This window comes from Dickeya zeae NCPPB 2538 (genome assembly GCF_000406165.1).
Taxonomy (GTDB): domain Bacteria; phylum Pseudomonadota; class Gammaproteobacteria; order Enterobacterales; family Enterobacteriaceae; genus Dickeya; species Dickeya zeae.
The window spans coordinates 1289498-1311654 of the sequence record NZ_CM001977.1; the positions used below are offsets into that span (position 1 = coordinate 1289498).

At 56.1% G+C, this 22157-nt stretch carries 20 protein-coding genes; 8 read left to right on the forward strand and 12 right to left on the reverse strand.

The window, feature by feature from the left end:
* Positions 1-172: 172 nt before the first annotated feature.
* From DZE2538_RS05810 to aroG, 4 genes are all read left to right on the forward strand, one after another.
* Positions 173-889, forward strand: coding sequence for a DUF554 domain-containing protein (locus DZE2538_RS05810; protein WP_023639246.1), 717 nt, complete (start codon positions 173-175; stop codon positions 887-889).
* Between the two features lie 202 nt (positions 890-1091).
* A complete protein-coding gene (gene nadA / locus DZE2538_RS05815; RefSeq protein WP_038915811.1) occupies positions 1092-2138 on the forward strand; it encodes a quinolinate synthase NadA in 1047 nt (348 codons plus the stop codon).
* Positions 2116-2895 carry a nicotinamide riboside transporter PnuC gene (gene pnuC / locus DZE2538_RS05820; RefSeq protein ID WP_050568655.1) on the forward strand — a complete coding sequence of 260 codons (780 nt, stop codon included), beginning with the start codon at positions 2116-2118 and terminating at the stop codon, positions 2893-2895. Before nadA ends, pnuC begins: the two co-directional genes overlap by 23 nt.
* 272 nt (positions 2896-3167) lie before the next feature.
* Positions 3168-4220, forward strand: coding sequence for a 3-deoxy-7-phosphoheptulonate synthase AroG (gene aroG, locus DZE2538_RS05825; protein WP_012883926.1), 1053 nt, complete (start codon positions 3168-3170; stop codon positions 4218-4220).
* Between the two features lie 75 nt (positions 4221-4295).
* Here the strand turns inward: aroG and gpmA are convergent, their stop codons facing one another.
* The 12 genes from gpmA to modE all read right to left on the reverse strand — a co-directional run bounded on the left by gpmA (position 4296) and on the right by modE (position 19145).
* The gene (gene gpmA / locus DZE2538_RS05830) at positions 4296-5048 is read right to left on the reverse strand and encodes a 2,3-diphosphoglycerate-dependent phosphoglycerate mutase (RefSeq protein ID WP_012770570.1); all 753 of its coding nucleotides are present in this window, start codon (positions 5046-5048) and stop codon (positions 4296-4298) included.
* 152 nt (positions 5049-5200) lie between these two features.
* The gene (locus DZE2538_RS05835; protein ID WP_038915812.1) at positions 5201-8329 is read right to left on the reverse strand and encodes an efflux RND transporter permease subunit; all 3129 of its coding nucleotides are present in this window, start codon (positions 8327-8329) and stop codon (positions 5201-5203) included.
* Positions 8326-9837, reverse strand: a complete 1512-nt coding sequence (locus DZE2538_RS05840; RefSeq protein WP_038915813.1) for an efflux RND transporter periplasmic adaptor subunit — start codon at positions 9835-9837, stop codon at positions 8326-8328. Before DZE2538_RS05840 ends, DZE2538_RS05835 begins: the two co-directional genes overlap by 4 nt.
* The gene (locus DZE2538_RS05845) at positions 9834-11093 is read right to left on the reverse strand and encodes a TolC family protein (RefSeq protein WP_038915814.1); all 1260 of its coding nucleotides are present in this window, start codon (positions 11091-11093) and stop codon (positions 9834-9836) included. Before DZE2538_RS05845 ends, DZE2538_RS05840 begins: the two co-directional genes overlap by 4 nt.
* A gap of 12 nt (positions 11094-11105) precedes the next feature.
* On the reverse strand, positions 11106-11510 hold the full coding sequence (locus tag DZE2538_RS05850; RefSeq protein WP_038915815.1) for a copper-binding protein: 405 nt from the start codon (positions 11508-11510) through the stop codon (positions 11106-11108).
* 73 nt (positions 11511-11583) lie between these two features.
* A complete protein-coding gene (locus tag DZE2538_RS05855; protein WP_023639251.1) occupies positions 11584-12030 on the reverse strand; it encodes a hypothetical protein in 447 nt (148 codons plus the stop codon).
* A gap of 114 nt (positions 12031-12144) precedes the next feature.
* Entirely contained in the window at positions 12145-13215 is a 1071-nt protein-coding gene (gene galM, locus DZE2538_RS05860; protein WP_038915816.1) for a galactose-1-epimerase, read from the reverse strand.
* Positions 13205-14356, reverse strand: coding sequence for a galactokinase (galK, locus tag DZE2538_RS05865; protein WP_038915817.1), 1152 nt, complete (start codon positions 14354-14356; stop codon positions 13205-13207). Before galK ends, galM begins: the two co-directional genes overlap by 11 nt.
* A complete protein-coding gene (gene galT / locus DZE2538_RS05870; RefSeq protein WP_038915818.1) occupies positions 14353-15423 on the reverse strand; it encodes a galactose-1-phosphate uridylyltransferase in 1071 nt (356 codons plus the stop codon). The genes galK and galT overlap by 4 nt, the downstream gene beginning before the upstream one ends.
* A 104-nt stretch (positions 15424-15527) precedes the next feature.
* Complete coding sequence (gene galE / locus DZE2538_RS05875) at positions 15528-16544, reverse strand: UDP-glucose 4-epimerase GalE (protein ID WP_016941918.1); 1017 nt, start codon at positions 16542-16544, stop codon at positions 15528-15530.
* A gap of 257 nt (positions 16545-16801) precedes the next feature.
* Positions 16802-18271, reverse strand: a complete 1470-nt coding sequence (modF, locus tag DZE2538_RS05880) for a molybdate ABC transporter ATP-binding protein ModF (protein WP_038915819.1) — start codon at positions 18269-18271, stop codon at positions 16802-16804.
* Positions 18272-18353: 82 nt separating this feature from the next.
* Positions 18354-19145, reverse strand: coding sequence for a molybdenum-dependent transcriptional regulator (gene modE / locus DZE2538_RS05885; protein ID WP_038915028.1), 792 nt, complete (start codon positions 19143-19145; stop codon positions 18354-18356).
* Between the two features lie 196 nt (positions 19146-19341).
* Between modE and DZE2538_RS20175 the strand changes: the two genes are divergently transcribed.
* From DZE2538_RS20175 to modC, 4 genes are all read left to right on the forward strand, one after another.
* The gene (locus DZE2538_RS20175) at positions 19342-19491 is read left to right on the forward strand and encodes an AcrZ family multidrug efflux pump-associated protein (RefSeq protein WP_023639258.1); all 150 of its coding nucleotides are present in this window, start codon (positions 19342-19344) and stop codon (positions 19489-19491) included.
* Positions 19492-19626: 135 nt separating this feature from the next.
* Positions 19627-20412 (forward strand): molybdate ABC transporter substrate-binding protein, encoded by a 786-nt coding sequence (gene modA / locus DZE2538_RS05895; protein ID WP_038915820.1) that lies wholly within the window; start codon positions 19627-19629, stop codon positions 20410-20412.
* Positions 20399-21088 carry a molybdate ABC transporter permease subunit gene (modB, locus tag DZE2538_RS05900; protein WP_012883941.1) on the forward strand — a complete coding sequence of 230 codons (690 nt, stop codon included), beginning with the start codon at positions 20399-20401 and terminating at the stop codon, positions 21086-21088. Before modA ends, modB begins: the two co-directional genes overlap by 14 nt.
* Positions 21088-22146, forward strand: a complete 1059-nt coding sequence (gene modC, locus DZE2538_RS05905) for a molybdenum ABC transporter ATP-binding protein ModC (protein WP_038915822.1) — start codon at positions 21088-21090, stop codon at positions 22144-22146. Before modB ends, modC begins: the two co-directional genes overlap by 1 nt.
* Positions 22147-22157 lie beyond the last annotated feature (11 nt).

A 22157-nucleotide genomic window follows, 5' to 3' on the forward strand; every position in this document is an offset into this window, starting at 1 on the left:
TACCTCATCCTTCCAGATGCTCTGACTGGCATTTGTTATATCTCTTTTTGCTTCAACCTTGCTCCGTCACACCGTAGCATTTGGCGTATAGTAATGGATTCTTTTTTGACGGCTGGTGATATCCCTTCATAGTCCTGTGTGTCGAAGGATTCGCCTTGAGAGATAATTGATGATGATTGGTCCGGTTATCAATGGCGCGGCTATTTTGATTGGTGGCGCATTGGGTGTGGCGTTACGCCGCTTTATTCCTCAACGTATGCGTGATGGGTTACCGCCCGCGTTTGCGATGGTATCGATTGCTATGGGTGTGACGCTGGTAGTGAAAGTTCACCAACTCCCGGCAGTGGCGCTGGCGATTATTCTGGGGGTTGGGATTGGCGAGTTGCTGCGTCTTGAAGCTGGTGTTCAGAAAGGGGCGATAATGATAGAGCGCCTGTTGAGCCGGTTTGTACCATCGCCAGAGAACAAGTTACCCCAGGATGTGTATACCCAAAATTTTACCGCCTTGATTGTCTTGTTCTGCGCCAGTGGTACCGGTGTGGTCGGTGCTATGACGGAAGGATTGACCGGCGACTATCAACTGCTCATCATTAAATCGGCGCTCGATATTTTCACAGCACTGATTTTTGCGATTACGCTGGGTGTTGCGGTGATGTCGATAGCCATTCCTCAGGTGCTGGTACAGGCGCTGTTGTTTTTCTCTGCCAGGCTTATCATGCCGTTTATGAACGATATCACGATGGGTGACTTCGCGGCGTGCGGTGGCATTGTGATGATGGCTGTCGGATTGCGTATTGCGCAGATAAAAACCTTTGCGGTGGTTAACTTCCTGCCTGCGTTGGTGCTGATTATTCCCTTCTCCTTGTATTGGCACCGCATCTTTTCCTGATGGCGTCGGGCGGCTTTTCTGGCCGCCTTGTGCATTAACTGCGCTATATTTTTAATAAATTAAACACATCTGGCATTTCTGAAATTTCTTAGTGAAGAAAAAGCAGACTTTATGATGTTATTGCGATATTTTGTTTAGTATATAAAACACGTTTCTCGTAAATGACGTCGCCTTAACGCCTGCAACTGCACGGAATCCCATGATGAGCCTGTTTTTTGAACCATCCGCTATTGATTACCCTTTTCCCGCTAAACCCAGACGGCTATCCGAAGAGGAAAAGCAACAGTATCGCCACCGGATTAAACACCAACTACAAGCACGCAATGCAGTGCTGGTGGCACACTATTACACCGACCCGGAGATTCAGGCGCTTGCCGAAGAAACCGGCGGTTGTGTTGCCGATTCACTGGAAATGGCACGGTTTGGCCGTACGCACCCCGCGACTACACTGATCGTTGCCGGTGTGCGGTTTATGGGGGAAACGGCAAAGATACTCAGCCCGGAAAAAACCGTCCTGATGCCAACGCTCGAAGCGGAGTGCTCGCTGGATTTAGGGTGCCCGGTCGAGGCATTCAGCGCTTTTTGCGATAGCCACCCCGATCGCACGGTAGTGGTGTACGCCAATACGTCGGCGGCGGTTAAAGCCCGGGCGGATTGGGTGGTGACGTCCAGTATTGCGGTGGAGCTTATCGAACATCTGGATAGTATGGGTGAGAAGATCATCTGGGCACCGGATCGCCATCTTGGGCACTATGTGCAAAAGCAAACGGGTGCGGATGTGCTGTGCTGGCAGGGCGCTTGCATTGTGCATGATGAATTCAAAACGCAGTCGTTAAAGCGAATGAAGGCACTGTATCCGCAGGCGGCGGTGTTGGTTCATCCAGAGTCGCCCCAAAGCGTCGTTGAGATGGCGGATGCCGTAGGGTCGACCAGTCAACTGATTCAGGCGGCAAAGCGGTTGCCTCATCCAGAATTGATTGTCGCGACCGACCGCGGCATTTTCTACAAAATGCAGCAGGCGTGCCCGGAAAAGGTATTGCTGGAGGCACCAACGGCTGGTGAAGGGGCTACCTGCCGCAGTTGCGCACATTGCCCGTGGATGGCGATGAATGGGCTTGAGGCGATTGCTACGGCTCTGGAGCAGCCTCAGGTGTCCAACCATAGCATTGAGGTGGATGGCGCTATCCGTGAGCGTGCCTTGGTGCCACTGAATCGAATGCTGGAGTTTGCGGCTACACTCAGGTCATAGTCATTACCATTCAGGATCATTCAGGAGTAGAGATGGATTTTTTAGTACCAGCAATATTCTGGTTCACATCCCGTTAGGGGCTAACGGTTATGACCTGTCATGGGTTGAAGCGTTGGGGACGTTATCCGGTCTGGTATGTATCTGGCTGGCGAGTCTGGAAAAGACCAGCAATTATTTGTTTGGGTTGGTCAATGTGTCGCTGTTTGCATTGATCTTCTTTCAGATTCAGCTATACGCCAGCCTGTTGTTGCAGATTTTCTTTCTCGCCGCCAATGTCTATGGCTGGTATGCCTGGAGCAGAACGACCGAGGACAAGGGTGCGGCGTTGCAGGTTCGTTGGTTATCGCGTCGACAGGCTCTCTGGTGGAGCGTTGCGTGTGTGGTTGCGATTGTACTGATGTCTCGGTATATCGACCCATTCTTCTTCCTGCTGAGCCGCATTGCGGTGGCGGCAATGCAGGGCGTGGGTATGGATGTGTCGATGCCGACGTTGCAGCCGGACGCGTTTCCTTTCTGGGACTCTGCCATGACGGTATTGTCAGTGGCGGCTATGCTGTTGATGACCCGTAAGTATGTTGAGAACTGGCTGCTGTGGGTCGTCATCGATATTATCAGCGTGGTGATTTTCGCTTATCAGGGTGTGTATGCCATGTCGTTGCAGTATATGGTGCTGACGCTGATTGCGCTGAACGGCACCTGGCTATGGATAAAAGGTGCCCGTGATAATCACTCGCAGCCGCTTGCCCGCGCGTTATAGCTGACATCAGACATGCGAGCATCCGCTTGCATGTCCTGCCCGGTTCTGTGTCTGAAGTCGGTGGTTGACCTGCACTCAGTATTTTTCTCACGCACAGTGAATAGTGGTCGTTACCGTGGTTGAATACCGGTGAGTATTATTTGCACCAGGTGTGAGCTGCTTGACTTCTATTCGCCAGCCTGCAATATGAATGGCGACGTTATTATTTTTTTCGTTTTTACTCCGGGTCGACAGGGGATGATCGTCTGTTGCTATGGAGACATGGACCCATTATGAATTACCAGAATGATGATTTGAGAATTAAAGAAATTAAAGAACTACTTCCCCCCGTTGCACTGTTGGAGAAATTTCCAGCCACTGAGCGTGCAGCACAGACTGTATTTAATGCCCGCAATGCTATTCATAAAATCCTGAAAGGCAATGATGATCGCCTGCTGGTGGTGATTGGGCCTTGTTCCATCCATGATCCGAAAGCGGCTAAAGAGTACGCGGCGCGTTTGCTGAAACTGCGTGAAGAATTGCATGGCGATTTAGAAGTCGTGATGCGCGTCTATTTTGAAAAGCCGCGTACGACGGTGGGCTGGAAGGGGCTGATTAACGATCCACACATGGATAACAGCTTCCAGATCAACGATGGCCTGCGCATCGCCCGTCAGTTACTGTTGGATATCAACGATACCGGTTTACCGGCTGCGGGTGAGTTTCTGGACATGATCACGCCGCAGTATGTGGCTGATTTGATGAGCTGGGGGGCTATCGGTGCCCGGACGACGGAATCCCAGGTGCACCGTGAGCTGGCATCCGGTTTGTCCTGCCCGGTGGGCTTTAAGAATGGTACTGATGGCACCATCAAGGTGGCGATTGATGCCATTAATGCCGCTCGTGCGCCGCACTGCTTCCTGTCGGTAACCAAGTGGGGCCATTCGGCGATCGTCAATACCAGCGGTAACCACGACTGCCATATCATTCTTCGCGGCGGTAAAGCGCCTAACTACAGCGAAGAGCATGTGCAGGCGGTGAAAGTGGGTCTGGAAAAAGCGGGCCTGCCAGCACAGGTGATGATCGATTTCAGCCACGCTAACAGCTGCAAGCAGTTCAAAAAGCAGATGGACGTGTGCGAAGACGTATGCCGTCAGGTAGCGGGTGGCGAGAAAGCGATCATGGGCGTTATGGTGGAAAGCCATCTGGTGGAAGGTAACCAGAGCCTTGAAAGCGGCGAACCGCTGGTTTATGGCAAGAGTGTTACCGATGCCTGCATCGGCTGGGATGATACCGATAGCCTGCTGCGCCAGTTGGCGGCGGCGGTACGTCAGCGTCGCGGCTGACAGCTTTTGTCCTGGCTATAAAAAAACCCGGTTTTAACCGGGTTTTTTCTTTTTACATCAAGCGTATCAAACGAATTACTTCGCTTTACCCTGATTAGCGACGGCGGCTGCTTTCGCAGCGATTTCGTCGGCGTTGCCCAGGTAGTAGCGTTTGATCGGCTTGAAGTTTTCGTCGAATTCGTAAACCAGCGGTACGGCAGTCGGGATATTCAGCTCCAGAATTTCTTCTTCGCTCATGTTATCCAGATATTTCACCAGCGCACGCAGAGAGTTACCGTGTGCAGCGATGATCACGCGCTCGCCTTTTTTGATACGCGGCAGAATGTTTTCATTCCAGTACGGTACTACGCGTTCGATGGTCAGCGCCAGGCTTTCGGTCAGCGGCAGCTCTTTGTCGCTCAGTGACGCGTAACGCGGGTCGTGGCCCGGGAAACGTTCGTCGTCACGGGTCAGTTCTGGCGGGGTGACCGCGAAGCCGCGACGCCACAGTTTCACCTGGTCGTCACCGTATTTCTCAGCGGTTTCCGCTTTGTTCAGGCCCTGCAACGCACCGTAGTGACGTTCGTTCAGTTTCCAGCATTTTTCTACTGGCAGCCATGCCTGGTCCAACTCGTCCAGCACGTTCCACAGGGTGTGAATGGCACGTTTCAGCACAGAGGTGTAGGCAAAATCAAAGCTGAAACCTTCTTCTTTCAGCAGTTTACCTGCTTGTTTGGCTTCATTGACGCCTTTCTCGGACAGATCAACATCCATCCAGCCGGTGAAGCGGTTTTCGTTGTTCCACTGGCTCTCACCATGTCGCACCAGTACCAGCTTAGTTACAGCCATAGCTTAACTCCTTCATATACTAAGATTTCTATGATAACTGCGCTCATTATAGGGCCGGAGAGCGGTTATCGGCAATCGCTAGTCACCCAGCCGCCTGATTTATATGCCGCCACAATGGCGATAAAACAAGCGGCTTTATCGTTTCAGCTTGTCTATTTCTCCACCCTATTGCGGTGGAGCAACAAAAACAGCGCCGGAATCACCAGCATCGACAGCAGCGGTGCGCTGACCATGCCGCCTATCATGGGCGCGGCAATGCGTTGCATGATTTCCGAACCGGTGCCGCCGCCCCACATGATGGGCAACAGCCCGGCCATGATGGTGGCAACCGTCATCATTTTCGGACGTACACGCAATACCGCGCCTTCACGGATAGCGGCCATCAACTGCGCGTCACTCAGCGTTTGTCCCGGCAGGCGGTGTTTTTCCACCGCGTGGTTCAGGTACAACAGCATGATCACCCCGAACTCCGCCGCTACCCCTGCCAGCGCAATAAATCCTACCGCACCGGCGACAGATAAATTATAGCCGAGCAGATACAACAGCCAGACACCGCCGATCAGCGCAAAGGGTAGTGTACCCATAATCAGCAACGCGTCTTTGATCTGGCCGAAAGTCACGAACAACAGGATAAAAATAATCAGCAGGGTGAAGGGGATCACCAGCTTCATGGTTTCCGTCGCGCGCTCCAGATACTCGAATTGACCAGACCAACTGAGCGAGATGCCCTGCGGTAATGAGACCTGCTGCGCCACCTGGCGCTGCATCTCTTCCACGGCAGATTTCAGGTCACGTCCGCGCAGGTCGACATAAATCCAGTCGGACAATCGGCCGTTTTCGCTTTTTAACATCGGCGGTCCTTCGCTGACACGGATATCAGCCAGTTCGGAGAGAACCAATCGAGCGCCGCTTTGCGTCACCACCGGCAGATTTTTTACCGCCTCGAGTGAGTCACGGATTTCTCGTGGGTAACGCACGTTGATGGGGTAACGCTGGCGGCCTTCCAGTGTTTCGCCGATATTTTCCCCGCCGATCAGTGTCGCGACCATCGACTGTAATTCCTGTACCGATACGCCGTAGCGGGCAGCCCGCCGTCGGTCGATATCAATGTCGATGTAGCGCCCGCCCGCCACGCGTTCTGCCAGCGCCGATGTCACGCCGGGCACGCCTTTTACCACGCGCTCTATCTGTGCAGCGACTTGCTCTATCGCATGCAAGTTGTCTCCGTTGACCTTGATGCCGACCGGGCTTTTTATGCCCGTCGCCAGCATGTCGAGCCGGTTGCGAATGGGCGGTACCCACACATTCGCAATGCCGGGAAGGCTGACGGTGCGATCCAGCTCGGCGACCAGTTTGTCCATGGTCATACCGGGCCGCCACTGCTCTCGCGGTTTCAAACGGATGGTGGTTTCCAGCATGGTCAGCGGTGCCGGGTCGGTGGCGCTGTCAGCACGACCGGCCTTGCCGAACACGCTATCTACCTCCGGTATGGTTTTAATCAGCCTATCGGTTTGTTGCAGTAACCGGGCTGCTTCGCGTGGTGAAATGCCGGGTAGGGTGGAGGGCATATACAGCAGGTCACCTTCGTCCAGCGGCGGCATAAATTCACTGCCGAGACGAGAAAGCGGGTACAGCGTCAGTACCAGCAGTGCCAGCGAAACCGCCAGTGTGGTTTTGGGAAAACGCAGTACCTGCTGCAACACCGGTTGATACAACGCTATCAGCCAGCGATTGAGAGGATTAGCCTGTTCGTCAGGGATACGACCGCGAACGAAATAGCCCATCAGTACCGGTACCAGTGTGATACCAAGACCGGCAGACACCGCCATTGCATACGTTTTGGTGAACGCCAGCGGCGAAAACAGGCGGCCTTCCTGCGCTTCTAGTGAAAACACCGGGATAAACGACAAGGTGATGATTAACAGGCTGCAAAATAGCGCAGGCCCAACCTCTGTTGCGGCTTGTGTTGCGAGTTGCCACCAGGTGGCGCTATCCGGCTCCGTGTCCGGGTGCTGATGTCGCCACTGTTCGACCACCTTGTGCATATTCTCGATCATCACAATCGCGGCATCGACCATGGCACCGATGGCGATAGCTATCCCACCCAACGACATGATGTTGGCGTTGATCCCCTGGTAGCGCATGATGATGAACGCCCCCAGAATCCCCAACGGCAGGCTGATGATTGCCACCAGCGAAGACCGAAAGTGAAACAGGAACAACGAACACACCAGCGCGACCACCACAAACTCTTCCAGCAGTTTATGGCTGAGGGTGGTGATAGCACGTTCGATCAGCGGCGAACGATCATACGTGGTGACGATTTCGACGCCAGCGGGCAGGCTTTGACGAATCTGTTGTAAGCGGGCATGAACGGCACGCAGCGTTTCCAGTGCGTTTTTACCGGAGCGCATCACAATCACACCGCCCGCGACTTCGCCTTCGCCATTAAGCTCGGCAATGCCACGGCGCATTTCCGGGCCATGTCGTAAGGTGGCGACATCCTGCAAGAGGATTGGAATGCCGTCTCGTCGACCTACCGGCACGTTGAGAAAGTCTTCCGTTTTTAGCAGGTATCCGGACGTTCTGACCATGTACTCGGCTTCGCCCAGCTCGATAACGGACCCTCCGCTTTCCTGATTCGCTGCCCGCAGCGCATCGATCACCTGCTGGTGCGTGACGTTAAGGGCGCGCAGTCGTTCCGGGTTCAGTACCACCTGATACTGACGAACCATACCGCCGATGCTGGCGACTTCCGCCACATTGGGCACGGTTTTCAGCTCATATTTCAGCAGCCAGTCCTGAATAGCGCGCAAATCAGCCAGACTGTGTTGGCCGCTGCGATCAACCAGCGCGTATTCGTAGATCCAACCGACCCCGGTGGCGTCTGGCCCCAGCGAGGCTTTCGCCTCGGCGGGCAGGGTAGATTGCACCTGACTCAGGTATTCCAGTACGCGGGAGCGCGCCCAGTAAGGGTCGGTGCCATCCTCGAACAAGACGTAGACATACGCGTCACCGAACATGGAAAAGCCGCGCACGGTTTTCGCACCGGGTACCGACAGCATAGTGGTCGTTAGCGGATAGGTGACCTGATTTTCCACCACCTGTGGTGCTTTACCGGGATAACTAACCCGGATAATCACCTGTACGTCGGAGAGGTCAGGCAGGGCATCCAACGGTGTTTTCTGCAGTGAAATGACTCCCCACGCCGCCATCATCAGGGTGGCGATCAGCACCAGAAAGCGGTTTTTTATCGACCAGCGAATCACTGACGCGATCATTGGTGACCTCCGTGAACCGCTGTATCAACGGGCTGGATAGCCAGCAAATGCGCACCGTTATCATCCAGTCGAAAACGGAATGTCACCGTCATGCCTGGCTGGAGAGTCGTGGGCAGCGTATTACCGTCAAAGGTGAAATCCATGGTCATCGGCGGCCAGTTGAGCGCTGGCACGGCGTCGTGGACAAGGGTGACCTGTTTGCCCTTGATGGCTTTGATGACACCTCGGGTCTGGTAGTCACTGGCGGCTGTGGCAGCGGGCGGCGTAGCCTGGTCTTGAGTGTTATCGCTAAACGCGCTGAATGCACTGCGCAGGCTGGCTTCGGAGTCGATCAGGAACTGGCCGGAGATCACGACATTATCGCCGTCGGCAAGGCCGGAGCGGATTTCTGCCCAGCCGTCCTGAATAATGCCTACTTCAACCGGACGTGGGGTGAAATAGCCCTGTCCGTCGCTCAAGAGTACCCGGTTCTGGCTGCTGCTGACCAACAGGGCTTGTTGCGGAACCATTAACGTCTGACGAGCCGTACCGGTAGCCAGCCGAACTGTCAGGTACATACCGGGTTTGAGGCGTTGCTGGCGATTATCCAGCACAACACGGGCTTTCAGCGTGCGGGTGGCTGTGTCGAGTTGCGGCAACAGTTCGGCAATACGTCCACGAAAGGTTTCACCCGGCCAACTGTCGCTGGTGGCGAGCATCTCGTCACCGATATGCAACGCTGACGCCTGTGCGGCCGGATACTCCACTTCAACCCAGACCGGGTCGAGACTGGCCAGCTCAAACAACGGCTGCGCTGGTGTTAACTGGCTGCCACTGCGCACATCCAGCCGGTTAATATAGCCGCTCTCGGGTGCAGTAATTGTCAGACGTGGTTGCGGTTTGCCACTACGCTCCACCTGCCGGATGACGCTTTCCGGCATGAACATCAGGGCTAGCTTTTGTCGTGCGGCCTGACTGAGCCCGGTGTCTCCCAACTGGCGTACCGCCAGATATTCCTGCTGAGCCGCGGCCCAGCTTGGGTTCCACAGTACCGCCAGCGTTTCGCCTTTCTGTACCGGCTGTTGCACTGCGCTGACGTTAAGCTGTTCCACCACGCCGCCGCTGGGGGCGACCACAGTGCGTAGCGTGCGTTCATTCAGCGCCACGGTGCCATAACCGACTGCCTGAGGTCGTAGTTCACGGCGCTCAACCCGCGCGGTGCGTACACCGAGGTTCTGTTGCTGGCGTGGGCTGACCATCACGCTGCCGTTATCCTGTACCTCATCGGCGTAGCGCGGTACCAGCGGCATATCCATAAAGGGCGATTTGCCGGGTTGACTGAAGCGTTTATCCGGCACCATCGGATCGTACCAATAGAGAACCTTACGCTCGCTGTTGGCGTCGGGCGTGGTGGCCTGCTTCGCTGTCGCGGTGGTGAGATGGCTACTGCGGTAGTCACCCACGGAGTAACCGGCTATGGCCGCCACCAGCGCTACGGCAATCAAACTGACAGTAAAAGTACGGTTCATTTTGCGGCGGTTCCTTGTGGCGTCAGGTAACGAAGGGTGGCCCACAGGGCTGCCATGTCACGGGCGGCGTTCTGTGCGGCGATACGACTATCCAGCAATGCGCGGCGGGCCTCCAATATGCTGACCAGATCGCTGTTGCCGCTCTGATACTGGCTTTGCAGCAGCCGGATACGCTGTTGCTGCAACGGTAGTACGTCGTCGGTTTGGCGATGCCAGCGGGACTGGGCGGCCTGATACTGCGCCAGCAGTGTGTCGAGTTGCGCCCGGTGCTCTCGTTGGATGAGGGTGACCCGGTCGCGCGCCTCCATACTGAGTGCCACATCGGCGGCGTGATCTTTGTTCTGCCTGCTGGACTGGAACAGCGGCAAATCCATGCTGATCTCGACGCCAGCCATATCGTCGAAACTGTTGCCGCGACGGCCGTAATACACTTCGACGCCGACATCCGGGATGGCTGCCACCGCAGATTGCGCCGCACGGGCCTGTGCCAGACGGGTTTCCTGTTCGGCCTGGGTTATTTCCGGGTGCTGGGCGATAGCGGCGTACAAGACCGCTGGTTCGGCAGGCAGGCGCTCGAAGCGCGGTAACGGCCCCTGTGTGGTGACCTCGTTGATGCCGGTCAGCCGGGTGAGTCGGGCCTGCGCGATAGAAACATCCCGCTCGGCATCAGCCAGCTTGTCTTGCATCGCCGAAAGCGTCAGGCGGGCATCCATTACCCGGGCCGACTCTCCCCCGGCGGCCACGCCGGCTTTTTGAATGGCAATCTGACGCTGACTTTCCTGTACCAGTGCAGCGACGTCTTGCCGTGTCTGGCGAGCGAGCGCCAGTTCCAGCCAGGCCTGGGCCGTATCGCGCTGCAACTGGGCACGCAGGGTGTCACTGTTGCTGCGAACCGTGTCGGCTTGCGCCTGAATGGTTTGGGCTTTACGTTCGCGTTTGGTGGCGCTGACATAGGTTTGCATGATGCCGATGCGTTGCATGGTCATGCCCTCACGCGTCAGACGACGGGTGTTATTGCCGCCAAGCGGTACGTTTTCGATGCCGTATTTCAGTTGTGGGTCCGGCAGTTGTGTGGCGGAGTCGGCCATGTTTTGCAGCGCGTTCATCTGGTGCTGGTTGGCAGACAGATCGGCGGAATACTGTTCCGCCGCCTGCAGTGCGCCATCCAGATCCAGTGCTGCCGCGAATGACGCGGCAGGCAGCCACAACAACATCGCCAGCCACGCGCGCGAAGCGCGGAGCGTGCGTATGTGCATGGTGGTCTCCGGTCAGTTTTGCTGCGGTTTGATGTCGGTCAGGGTGTAGCCGTCAGCACGTTGCACGAAGCTGAAACGGACCGAACTGCCCGGTTGCAACGGTGTCGGGTTATCGTTTGCTGGCAGACGGAAGGTCATGGTCATCGCTGGCCAGCGCAACGCGGGAATGGCGTCATGCGCCAGCGTAACGCTGTCGGCGTTCCATTGTTTGACGATGCCGGTGGCCTGGTAGACGGTTGCGGATTCGGTCGGCGCAGGTGACATAGCCATATTGTTATGTTGCATATCGCTATGCTGCATGCTGCCAGTCATCGAGTGAGACATGCCGTTCATCTCACCGGTCATGGACTGGGGCTGCTCGGCCAATAAGGGGGCAGAGAAGAGTAAGGCGGCAATGGAAATAGAAAGTGTACGCATGATAATAGCTCCATAAATACGATAAATAACAAGTCATTGCGTGAAAACGCACAGAGGTTGTTTATCGCGGAGGCTATTCTCTGAATCGGCAAAAACGAATTTCGGCGGGAGGTCCGGCGACAGGTGGTGTAAACCAGCGGTTGCTGCCGACAGTAACAGGTTGCGATGGTTGCACGGGCAGCAGTTCGCTGCTGACGGGCAACGCTAGCAACGATAACGACGGTAAATCCTGGCTGGCGGTGTCAGGCTGACAATGTTTCTCACACAGTGGGCCGACGCTCGCTGTCGTTTGAACATCATACCCGGCCGACATGTCGGCCATGACGGCGTCTTGCTGCATCCGATGGGTATCATGCTGAACATTTACGGGGGCCGCCGCGATGAGGGGGACATCGCAACGGTGGCTGGCGATAGCCAACTGAGTGTTCAGCAAGAGCCAGCATAACGCCAACATCCAGCCCCATCTGCTTTTATAGCGCAGATGTCGCAAGCTGAGTGGATGAGGGCGCGAGGCTGTCATGAAGAAATGTCCTTATAACACGTGCAGCCAGTGTAAAAGGCGCTCTCTACGTCGGACAAGCAGGAATTTGCACAGATTTGTAAAGAGCCAGCGGTGCTGGCTCTCTGGTGTATATCAGTCCGCTGGCGTGACGATAAACGCGTAGCGGGTCAGTGAACGGTAGCGCTTGCCCGGTTTCAGCCAGCAGTCAGGCTGCGGCCAGTTCGGGTGGTTGGGGCTGTCTGGCAGAAATTCGCTTTCCAGCGCCAGCCCGGCGTAGTTGGCATAAGGCGACCCATCGCGTGACGGCGTGCCCGCCAGAAAGTTACCGCTGTAGAGCTGTAGCGCTGGTGCGCTGGTGTAGACCTGCATCTGCACCTTGCCGTCTGCTGACCACAGGCTGGCCGCCGGACTTTCACTGGAACCGCCGGTACGGTGTAGCAAAAAGGCGTGGTCATAACCTTGAACTGCCTGCTGGTCGGCATCGGACAGGAAATCCTGCAGCAAGGTTTTGCGCTGACGAAAATCGAAACTGCTGTGGGCCACTTCCCGCAACGCATCACCGGGGATGCCATCCTGATTGACTGGCAAATAGTAATCCGCCATCAGTTGCAATTGATGGTGACGTACATCGGTTGGTTCGCCGTCGAGGTTGAAATAAGCATGATTAGTCAGGCATACCGGGCAGGATTGATCGACCTCGGCCTGATACTCAATATCCAGTGCGTTTTGATCGGTGAGTTGATAACAGACCCGTGCGGTCAGCGCACCGGGGAAGCCCTGATCACCATCTGGTGAAAACAGTTGGTAAGTGACCTGATCGTCACGTTGTTCCACGACCTGCCAGCGGCGGGCATGAAAACCGTCCGGCCCGCCATGCAACTGGTGCTCGCCCTGATTAGCCAGCAGGTGAATAGCGGTATCGCCTTGATGTAAGGTGGCGTTGGCGATGCGGTTAGCGTAACGCCCCACCGATGCGCCCAGATAGGCGGACTGATGAGGGTATTGCTCAGGCGCACAGCCCAACAGTACTTCTCGCACCGTTCCATCAGGCAACGGTAACTGACAAGAGAGCCAGGTGGCCCCCCAGTCCATCAGCGTTACCCGCGTACCGTGGCGGTTTTGCAGTATGGTCAGCTGAAATGGCTGACCATCTGGGGCGAGCGCCGTGTGTGGCGCTCGTGGTTCAACTGGGTCATTCGACATAACCGGCTCCTGACGAGGCTTGGCAAACGTAACAGGTCGGTTGTAATCCGGTTTTTGCCGGATACTCCCGCATCACGGCATTTTGCACCGCTGTTACTTGCTGTTGTGGGATCAACGCCACGATACAGCCACCAAATCCACCGCCAGTCATGCGTACACCGCCCTCATCGCCGATCACCGCTTTGACTATCTCCACCAGTGTGTCGATAGGCGGCACCGTGATTTCGAAGTCATCCCGCATCGAGGCATGAGACGCGGCCATCAGTTCGCCCATCTGATGCAGGTCGCCCCGCGTCAGCGCATCGGCTGCCGCCAGTGTACGGGCATTTTCGGTAATGATATGACGTGCGCGGCGTGCCACGACTTCATCCAGACCAGCTACTTTGGCCGCGAAATCGGCCTCGCTGACGTCACGCAGCGCTTTAACCTGAAAATAGCGCGCGGCGGCTTCGCACTGCTGGCGACGCGTGTTGTACTCGCTGTCTACCAGACCACGTTTGACGTTGGAGTTGATTATCATCACCGCCACGTTGTCCGGCATCGATACCGCACGGGTTTCCAGCGAGCGGCAGTCGATCAGTAACGCGTGGTTACGTTGGCCCTGGGCAGAAATCATCTGATCCATGATGCCGCAGTTACAGCCGACGAACTGGTTTTCCGCCTCCTGGCCGTTGAGTGCCAGCACCACATTGTCCAGTGGCAACTGGTATAACGCCTGAATGGCTTTACCGACCGCGACTTCCAGAGACGCTGACGAACTCAGGCCTGCGCCCTGTGGCACATTGCCGCTTATCACCAGATCTGCCCCGCCAAAGGCATCGCTACGGGTTTTCAGGTGCTTGATGACGCCGCGCACATAGTTTGCCCACTGCCACTGTGGATGATGGTCGATCGGCGCATCGAGCGAAAAGCTGTCTTGTTGGTTGTCGTAGTCCACCGCGATGACCCGGATCTGCCGGTCGTCACGTGGGGCGGCGCTGATAGTGGTGGAATAGTTGATGGCACAAGGCAGCACAAAGCCGTCATTGTAGTCGGTGTGCTCACCTATCAGGTTGACCCGTCCCGGCGCCTGAACGGTAAGGGCTGCCGGGTAACCGAACTGTTGCTGGAAAACTGCCTGGGTGCGTGCTGATAAGGTCATGCCTGAACTCCTGAATCACGAAGGTGACTGCTGTCACGGTAATGAATGTCGCTAACGGCGCGCAACCGTTCAGCCGCCTGCTCGGCGGTTAAATCACGCTGGGTTTCCGCCAGCATTTCATACCCCACCATGAATTTACGCACCGTGGCGGAGCGCAGCAGCGGCGGATAAAAATGGGCATGCAACTGCCAGTGTTGGTGGTCGCCGTCAGTAAAGGGCGCGCCGTGCCAGCCCATGGAATACGGGAATGAAGTCTGGAACAGGTTATCGTAACGGCTGGTCAACTGTTTTAACGCCAGTGCCAAATCCTGGCGCTGTGCTGGGGTGATGTCCGGCAGGCGCAAGGTGTGGGCTTTGGGCAGTAACAGGGTTTCGAAAGGCCAGGCCGCCCAGTAAGGGACTACCGCCAGCCAGTGTTCGGTTTCCACTACATGGCGTGCGCCGTCCTGCAATTCGCGTTGCAGGTAATCGACCAGCAGGGGTGAACCGTGCTGATGGAAGTAATCTCGTTGCAGCCGGTCTTCCCGTTCCGCCTCGTTGGGCAGGAAATCGTTGGCCCAGATCTGGCCGTGCGGATGCGGGTTAGAACATCCCATCGCCGCACCCTTGTTTTCAAACACCTGTACCCATGGGTAGGTTTGTCCCAGCTCGGCGCTCTGTTGTTGCCAGGTTGTGACTACCTGTTCGAGCGCGCTGAGTGGCAGTTCCGGTAGGGTTTTACTGTGGTCTGGTGAAAAACAGATGACCCGGCTGGTGCCGCGCGCACTTTGGCAGCGCATCAGCGGGTCGTTGCTTTCTGGGGCAGGCGGGGTGTCTGCCATCAGTGCGGCAAAATCGTTGGTGAACACAAAGGTACCCGGATAGTCAGGGTTGGTATCGCCGGTGACCCGCACATTGCCGGGGCAAAGAAAACAGGTGGCATCGTGCGACGGCAGCGGGTCGGATGACACGCTCTCCTGTTGCCCCTGCCACGGACGTTTGGCACGGTGTGGCGACACCAGCACCCACTGCCCGGTCAGTGGGTTGTAGCGACGATGCGGATGTTCAACGGGATCAAAATACACCATTCGGATACCTTACTTTCTCATCGAAAAATATTCGTCATCAACACAGTGGTTTTACCGTGGTTTCCGCCAAGTGAAACGAACGGCAAAACAGGGTGACGCTGCTATCAGTCTGAAAAACCGTTTGGATGGCGGGATTGCCAGCGCCAGGTATCGGCCGCCATTTCATCCAGTGTCCGGCTGACGCGCCAGTTAAGCTCGCGAGCGGCTTTTTCCGCATCGGCCCAGTAGGCAGGCAGGTCGCCGTCACGACGTGGTGCAAAATGGTAGGGCAACGGCTTGCCGCAGGCGCGACTAAAGGCTTCCACCACTTGCAGTACGCTGTAACCCACGCCTGCGCCCAGGTTGTAAATGTGTACGCCTGCTTTCCCGTGTAGCGTATTCATGGCGGCGACATGGCCGTCTGCCAGGTCTACCACGTGGATGTAGTCGCGCACGCCGGTGCCATCAACGGTCTGATAGTCATTGCCGAAAATCGCCAGCGACTCGCGACGGCCTACCGCGACCTGCGCAATGTAAGGCATCAGGTTGTTAGGCACGCCCTGCGGGTCTTCACCCATTTCACCTGACGGATGTGCGCCCACCGGGTTGAAATAGCGCAACAGCACCACGCTCCAGTCTGGTTCCGCACGCTGCAAGTCTTGCAGGATCTGCTCTACCATCAGTTTGCTGCGGCCATAAGGACTGGCGGGGGTACCGGTGGGGAAACTTTCCTGATACGGGATTTGCGGCTGGTCGCCGTATACGGTAGCCGACGAGCTAAAAATCAGTGTTTTAACACCGGCATGCTTCATGGCTTCCACCAGCGTCAGCGTGCCGTAGACGTTGTTATCGTAATAGCTGATGGGTTCACGTACTGACTCGCCCACCGCTTTAAGACCGGCGAAATGGATTACCGCACCGATATCGTGCTCAGAAAAAATCGTCTGCAACAGGTCGCGATCGCGGATATCGCCCTGATAAAACACCGGCGTCTGCCCACTGACGTGGGTAATCGCCTGCGCCACGCTGGCTTTGCTGTTGCACAGGTTGTCGAGAATAACCGGCTGATGACCGGCGGCGATCAGTTGTACACAAGTATGGCTTCCTATGTAACCGCTACCACCTGTAACCAATACTTTCATAATGACCTCTGTTGCAGAAAACTGAGTGGAAAAATAGCACGACCATGGCAGGAAAAAGGTGATCAACGCCGTAAATAGCGATATTAGGGCTGTTGGTTCATAACCCATCTCTTCCCTGGATGATGGAAAGAGCAGCATAGCGCGATGTGCGTTCAGATGAAAATAGATTGCAACTGGTGTGGTAGCGTTATCACTAATGCGCTTATTATTGCCTGTGAGATGACGGTTTCGCTTACCGCGAAACCGTGTGTGCAAGATCAGCAGCTTTCTGTCAGGTAACGGTAGCCATCGCCATCGGGTACGAAGGTCAGACGGTGAGTGATGCAGTTCGGTGCATCTTCCGCATGGTGAGAAACAAACAGTAGTTGGGTTTGTCCCTGACCGATCAGGATATCCAGCCAGCGGCGAATGAGCTGACGGTTGAGCGGGTCTAGCCCTTGTAACGGCTCATCAAGGATCAACAAAGCCGGGTGTTTGACCAGCGCCCGCACAATCAATGCCAACCGCTGTTGCCCCCAGGACAGCGACTGGAATGGTGCATCAGCCACACTGTCTGGCAGGCCGAGCAGCGACAACCATTCGGCGACCAGAAAACGCTGACGGTCCGATACCGCCTGATAAATGCCGATAGAGTCGAAGAACCCGGAGAGAATAACGTTGCGCAGGCTGGTGCTGACGCGATACTCCAGATGCAGACTACTGCTGACGTAGCCGATGTGGCGCTTGATGTCCCAGATGGTTTCGCCGCTACCGCGCCGACGACCAAATAGCGTCAGGTCATTGCTGTAGCCCTGGGGGTGATCTCCGGTGATTAAGCTGAGCAGGGTGGATTTACCCGCGCCATTCGGGCCGACTATCTGCCAGTGCTGGCCGGGCAACACTTCCCAGCTTAAATCGTCCAGAATACGACGATCGTTATAACTCACCACACCGTGCAACAGCCGAATACGGGGTTGATCCGGCGGCAACGTCGGTCGCTGAGTGGGGTCTTCCGCTTCAGGCAGCGCGGTATCGGCCAGCGTTTCGCTGTGCGCCAGCTGTGATATCAGCACATCGGACAGCACCGCTTCGCGTGGGCCTTGCCGGGTCAGCGTACAATCCGCCAGTACGCCGACCTGCCCGATAAAGGCCGGAATATCTTCAAAGCGGTTGAGAATCAACACCAGCGCCTGCCCTTGGGCCGCCAGCGACGCTAACAAATCGGTCAACTGTGTGCGTGAGGCCACATCCAGCCCGTCGAACGGTTCATCCAGAATTAACAGGTCCGGCTGTGCCATCAATGCCTGACACAGCATGGTTTTACGGGTTTCACCGGTAGAGAGGTATTTGAAGCGGCGGTTTAATAAATGGGCGATGCCGAATTGTGTCGCCAGTTGGTGGCAGCGCCCGGCATCGCGCACGCTGTCCTGAATGACTTCGGCGGTGGTACGCCCGGTATCGTCTTCGTCGACACTGAGCATATCGGTGTTGTTACGCAGCCATTCCTGCGATACCAACTGTTGCAACTGTTCGAATGACAAACGTGCCACACGCTGAAAGTCGCACTGACGTTGCCCTGACAGCAACAGCAGTTCACCACTGAGTGCGCGCGCCAGCGCCGATTTTCCACTCCCGTTAGCGCCGACAAACGCCCAGCACTGTTCCTGATGCAACGTAAGTTCATCCAGACGCATCATTCGGGTATCACTTAACCGGAACTGTGCCTGATGGATGTGCAGCAATGACATGATGATTCCCTTTACGAAATGACAGACCCTTTACGGGTAAAGGGAAGCCAGCGGCTTGTCAAGCGGCGTGGTGTCAGAGGTGTTAACACAGGGTAGCGATAATCACCTGGTCGGCATTAAAACTGGCATAAACCGCCATCTCCGGTTGCAGACCTTGCCGTGTCACTTCATCGTTGGCTAAGGTGGCGCAGACGACCTCGCCGCCTTCCAGCGTCACCAGCACTTCGCTTTGTGTCTGGCCAGGTTGCAGGTGGCTGATGCGGCCCGACAACACATTGTCGTGCTCGGGGGCAGAGACGGTTTGTGGGGTAACGGCCACCCACGGCGCTTTTATTAACGCCAATACGTCTTTGCCGCCGGTGAGTTGCAGCCTGTCGGCACTCTGCTGGGTCAGGGCGGCCTGAATGCGGGTATGGCCATCCGCCAGCAGAATAGACAAATGCTGTTGTACCTGCTGCTGATCACGCTCCAGAACGGTGCCGAAAAACTGATTGCGGGCGCTGGTTTGCAGTGAAAAACGGGCGATAGCCGCCAGCAGACTGTCCAGTGGCAGGGTATCATCCTGTAGCACATCGAACGCTTTTTGTTGAATCTGCCCCAACAGATCATAGAGTTGCAGCAGCCGTTCGCCGTAGCGCGTCAGCACTGCGCCGCCGCCGCCTTTGCCGCCGGTGGTGCGCTCAACGATGGTCTGCTCTGAGAGCTGGTTCATTTCGTTAATGGCATCCCAGGCGCTTTTGTAGCTGATATCAGCCAGACGCGCTCCCTGACTAATGGAGCCGGTCTGCTGCACCTGCTTGAGCAGAGCGATGCGACGCGGGTCGGCAAAGAGCCGTTGCTGAAGTTTTAAGGTAAGAAGAATTTCTGCTTGCATGGTCACATCCATATCCGGGCGGCTAATCATTTGTATTGTCATCGTTTTGCGTCAAACAGGCAAACCGCACAAATGGCCGCTCTAATTCCGGCGATTCAGGTAAACTCATCGACAGCAATAGGGTTAGAATAGTCTATCCTGAATCAATCAGATGCTGGCGGCGTAACGGCCAGCGACGGTGAAAGACGAGGTCGATATGTTGGAATTGTTGAAAAGCCTGGTGTTTGCAGTGTGCATGGTGCCGGTCATGATGGCACTGATTCTGGGGGCTATTTATGGGCTGGGTGAAGTGTTCAACCTGTTTTCCGCCATCGGCCACCGCGAATCCTCCGCCGCGCGCAAATAATCCTTTCTCTGAGTTCCTGTTTTGACGAATCCGGCATTTGCCGGATTTTTTTGCTTAAGAACAATGACAACGCGGCTAAGATTCGGTATTTATCGTTATGTGATTAACTACATAACGATAATCTCTGGAGATAAAATGAAACAGCAATGGACTTACTGGCTGACCGCCGCCGCGTTGACACTGGGTATGAGTGCGAATACTGCACTGGCGCAGGAGAAGGTGACGGTGTTTGCCGCCGCCTCGTTGACCAACGCATTGCAGGATATCGCTGTGCAATACCAAAAGGAAAAACAGGTTTCTATCGTTGCATCCTATGCGTCGTCATCAACGCTGGCACGTCAGATTGAACAGGGCGCGCCTGCGGATCTGTTCATTTCTGCTGATCAGCAGTGGATGGATTATGCCCAGGGTAAACAGTTGGTTGAAAACGAAACCCGCTACACGCTGCTGGGCAATCAACTGGTGGTGATTGCACCCAAATCCGCTGAGACAAAAGGTTTTAAAATAGACGAGAAAACCGACTGGAAAGCGCTGCTGAAAGGTGGCCGTTTGTCTGTCGGCGACCCGGACCATGTACCGGCCGGTATCTACGCCAAAGAAGCCTTGCAAAAATTAAACGCCTGGGACGCTTTGTCGCCACTGATGGCGCGCGCCAATGACGTACGTGCCGCCATGGTGTTGGTTGAGCGTGAAGAAGCGCCGCTGGGGATCGTTTACGGGTCAGACGCCGTCGCCAGTACCAAAGTGAAAGTAGTCGGTATCTTCCCTGATAACACCCACAAACCGGTGGAATATCCGATGGCTATCGTTAAAGGGCATAACACGCCAGCGGTTAAAGCCTTCTTTGATTACCTGAAAACGCCGCAGGCTGCCGTTGTGTTTAAACAATACGGATTTACGCCGGTTAATGCTGCTCAGTGATTACGAATGGCAGGCGGTGTCGCTGAGCCTGAAGGTCTCGCTGGTGGCGGTCAGTTGCAGTTTGCCGCTGGGCATTCTGGCTGCCTGGGTGTTGGCGCGTTGCCGCTTTGTCGGTAAATCGCTGCTGGATAGCGTGATCCACCTGCCGCTGGTGTTGCCGCCGGTGGTGATCGGCTATTTGCTGCTGATTGTCATGGGGCGCAAAGGCGTGGTGGGCAGTTGGCTTTACCACTGGTTTGGCTTTAGCTTCAGTTTTAGCTGGCACGGCGCGGCGCTGGCGTCGGCGGTCGTGGCGTTTCCGTTGATGGTGCGTGCCATTCGGCTGGCGCTGGAGGCAGTGGATACCCGGCTGGAACTGGCGGCGCGTACACTGGGTGCCGGGCGCTGGCGGGTGTTTTTCACCATTACGCTGCCGTTGACGTTGCCGGGGATCATTGTCGGCACCGTACTGGCGTTCGCGCGTTCGTTGGGGGAGTTCGGTGCCACCATCACCTTTGTGTCTAATATTCCCGGCGAAACCCGCACCATTCCCAATGCCATGTATACGCTGATTGAAACACCGGGGGCGGAAATGCAGGCCGCCCGGTTGTGCGTTATCGCCATCGGGTTGTCGCTGGTGTCACTGTTGTTGTCGGAATGGCTCACCCGCTGGAGCCGTAAACGGTTGGGGGGATAATGCTGCAACTGGATTTTACTCAGCAACTGGGGGACCTGACGCTCCGTGTCACCGCCCAGCTTCCCGCCAGTGGCATTACTGCCGTGTTCGGTGTCTCGGGGGCCGGGAAAACCTCGCTGATTAATGCCATTGTCGGCCTGACCCGGCCGGATAGTGGGCTTATTCAGCTTAATGATCGGGTGCTGTCGGATCGTGTGAAAGGGGTGTTCCTGCCGCCGGAAAAGCGTCGTATCGGTTACGTGTTCCAGGATGCGAGGCTCTTTCCGCACTACCGGGTGCTGGGAAATTTACGTTACGGGATGGCCGCCTCGATGCAGGCGCAGTTCGACGATATCGTGCAGTTACTCGGGATCGGGCACTTGCTCAAACGCTACCCGATGACCTTGTCCGGCGGTGAGAAACAGCGGGTGGCGATTGGTCGCGCGTTACTGACCGCGCCAGAACTGTTGCTGATGGACGAGCCATTGGCATCGCTGGATGCGCCGCGTAAACGCGAACTGTTGCCGTATCTGGAGCGCCTGGCCCGTGAGGTCAATACACCGATTCTGTATGTCAGCCACAGTCTGGAAGAAGTGGTGCGGCTGGCGGATAGGGTGTTGGTATTGGATAAAGGGCAGGTGAAGGCGCAAGGCTCGCTGGAAGAGGTATGGGCCAGTAACGCCCTGCGCGCCTGGTTACCGCGAGAAGAGCAGAGCAGCATTCTGAAGGTGACGGTGATGGAGCATCATCCACATTACGCGATGACGGCGCTGTCACTGGGTGAACAGCCGCTGTGGGTGGGGCGTGTTGATGCAGCGCAGGGCGATGAGCTGCGCATTCGCATCAATGCGGCCGATGTGTCACTGGTGACGCAACGACCCGCTGTCAGCAGCATTCGTAATGTACTGTCGGCTCGTGTGGTGGAATGCATTGAGGTCGGCGAACAGGTGGAGGTTAAGCTGGATCTCGGTGGGCACATTCTGTGGGCTCGCATCACGCCCTGGGCGCGTGATGAACTGGCGCTGACGGCTGGGCAGCGCCTGTACGCTCAGGTTAAGAGTGTGTCGATCACGCCGTGAGTGTGCTGGTG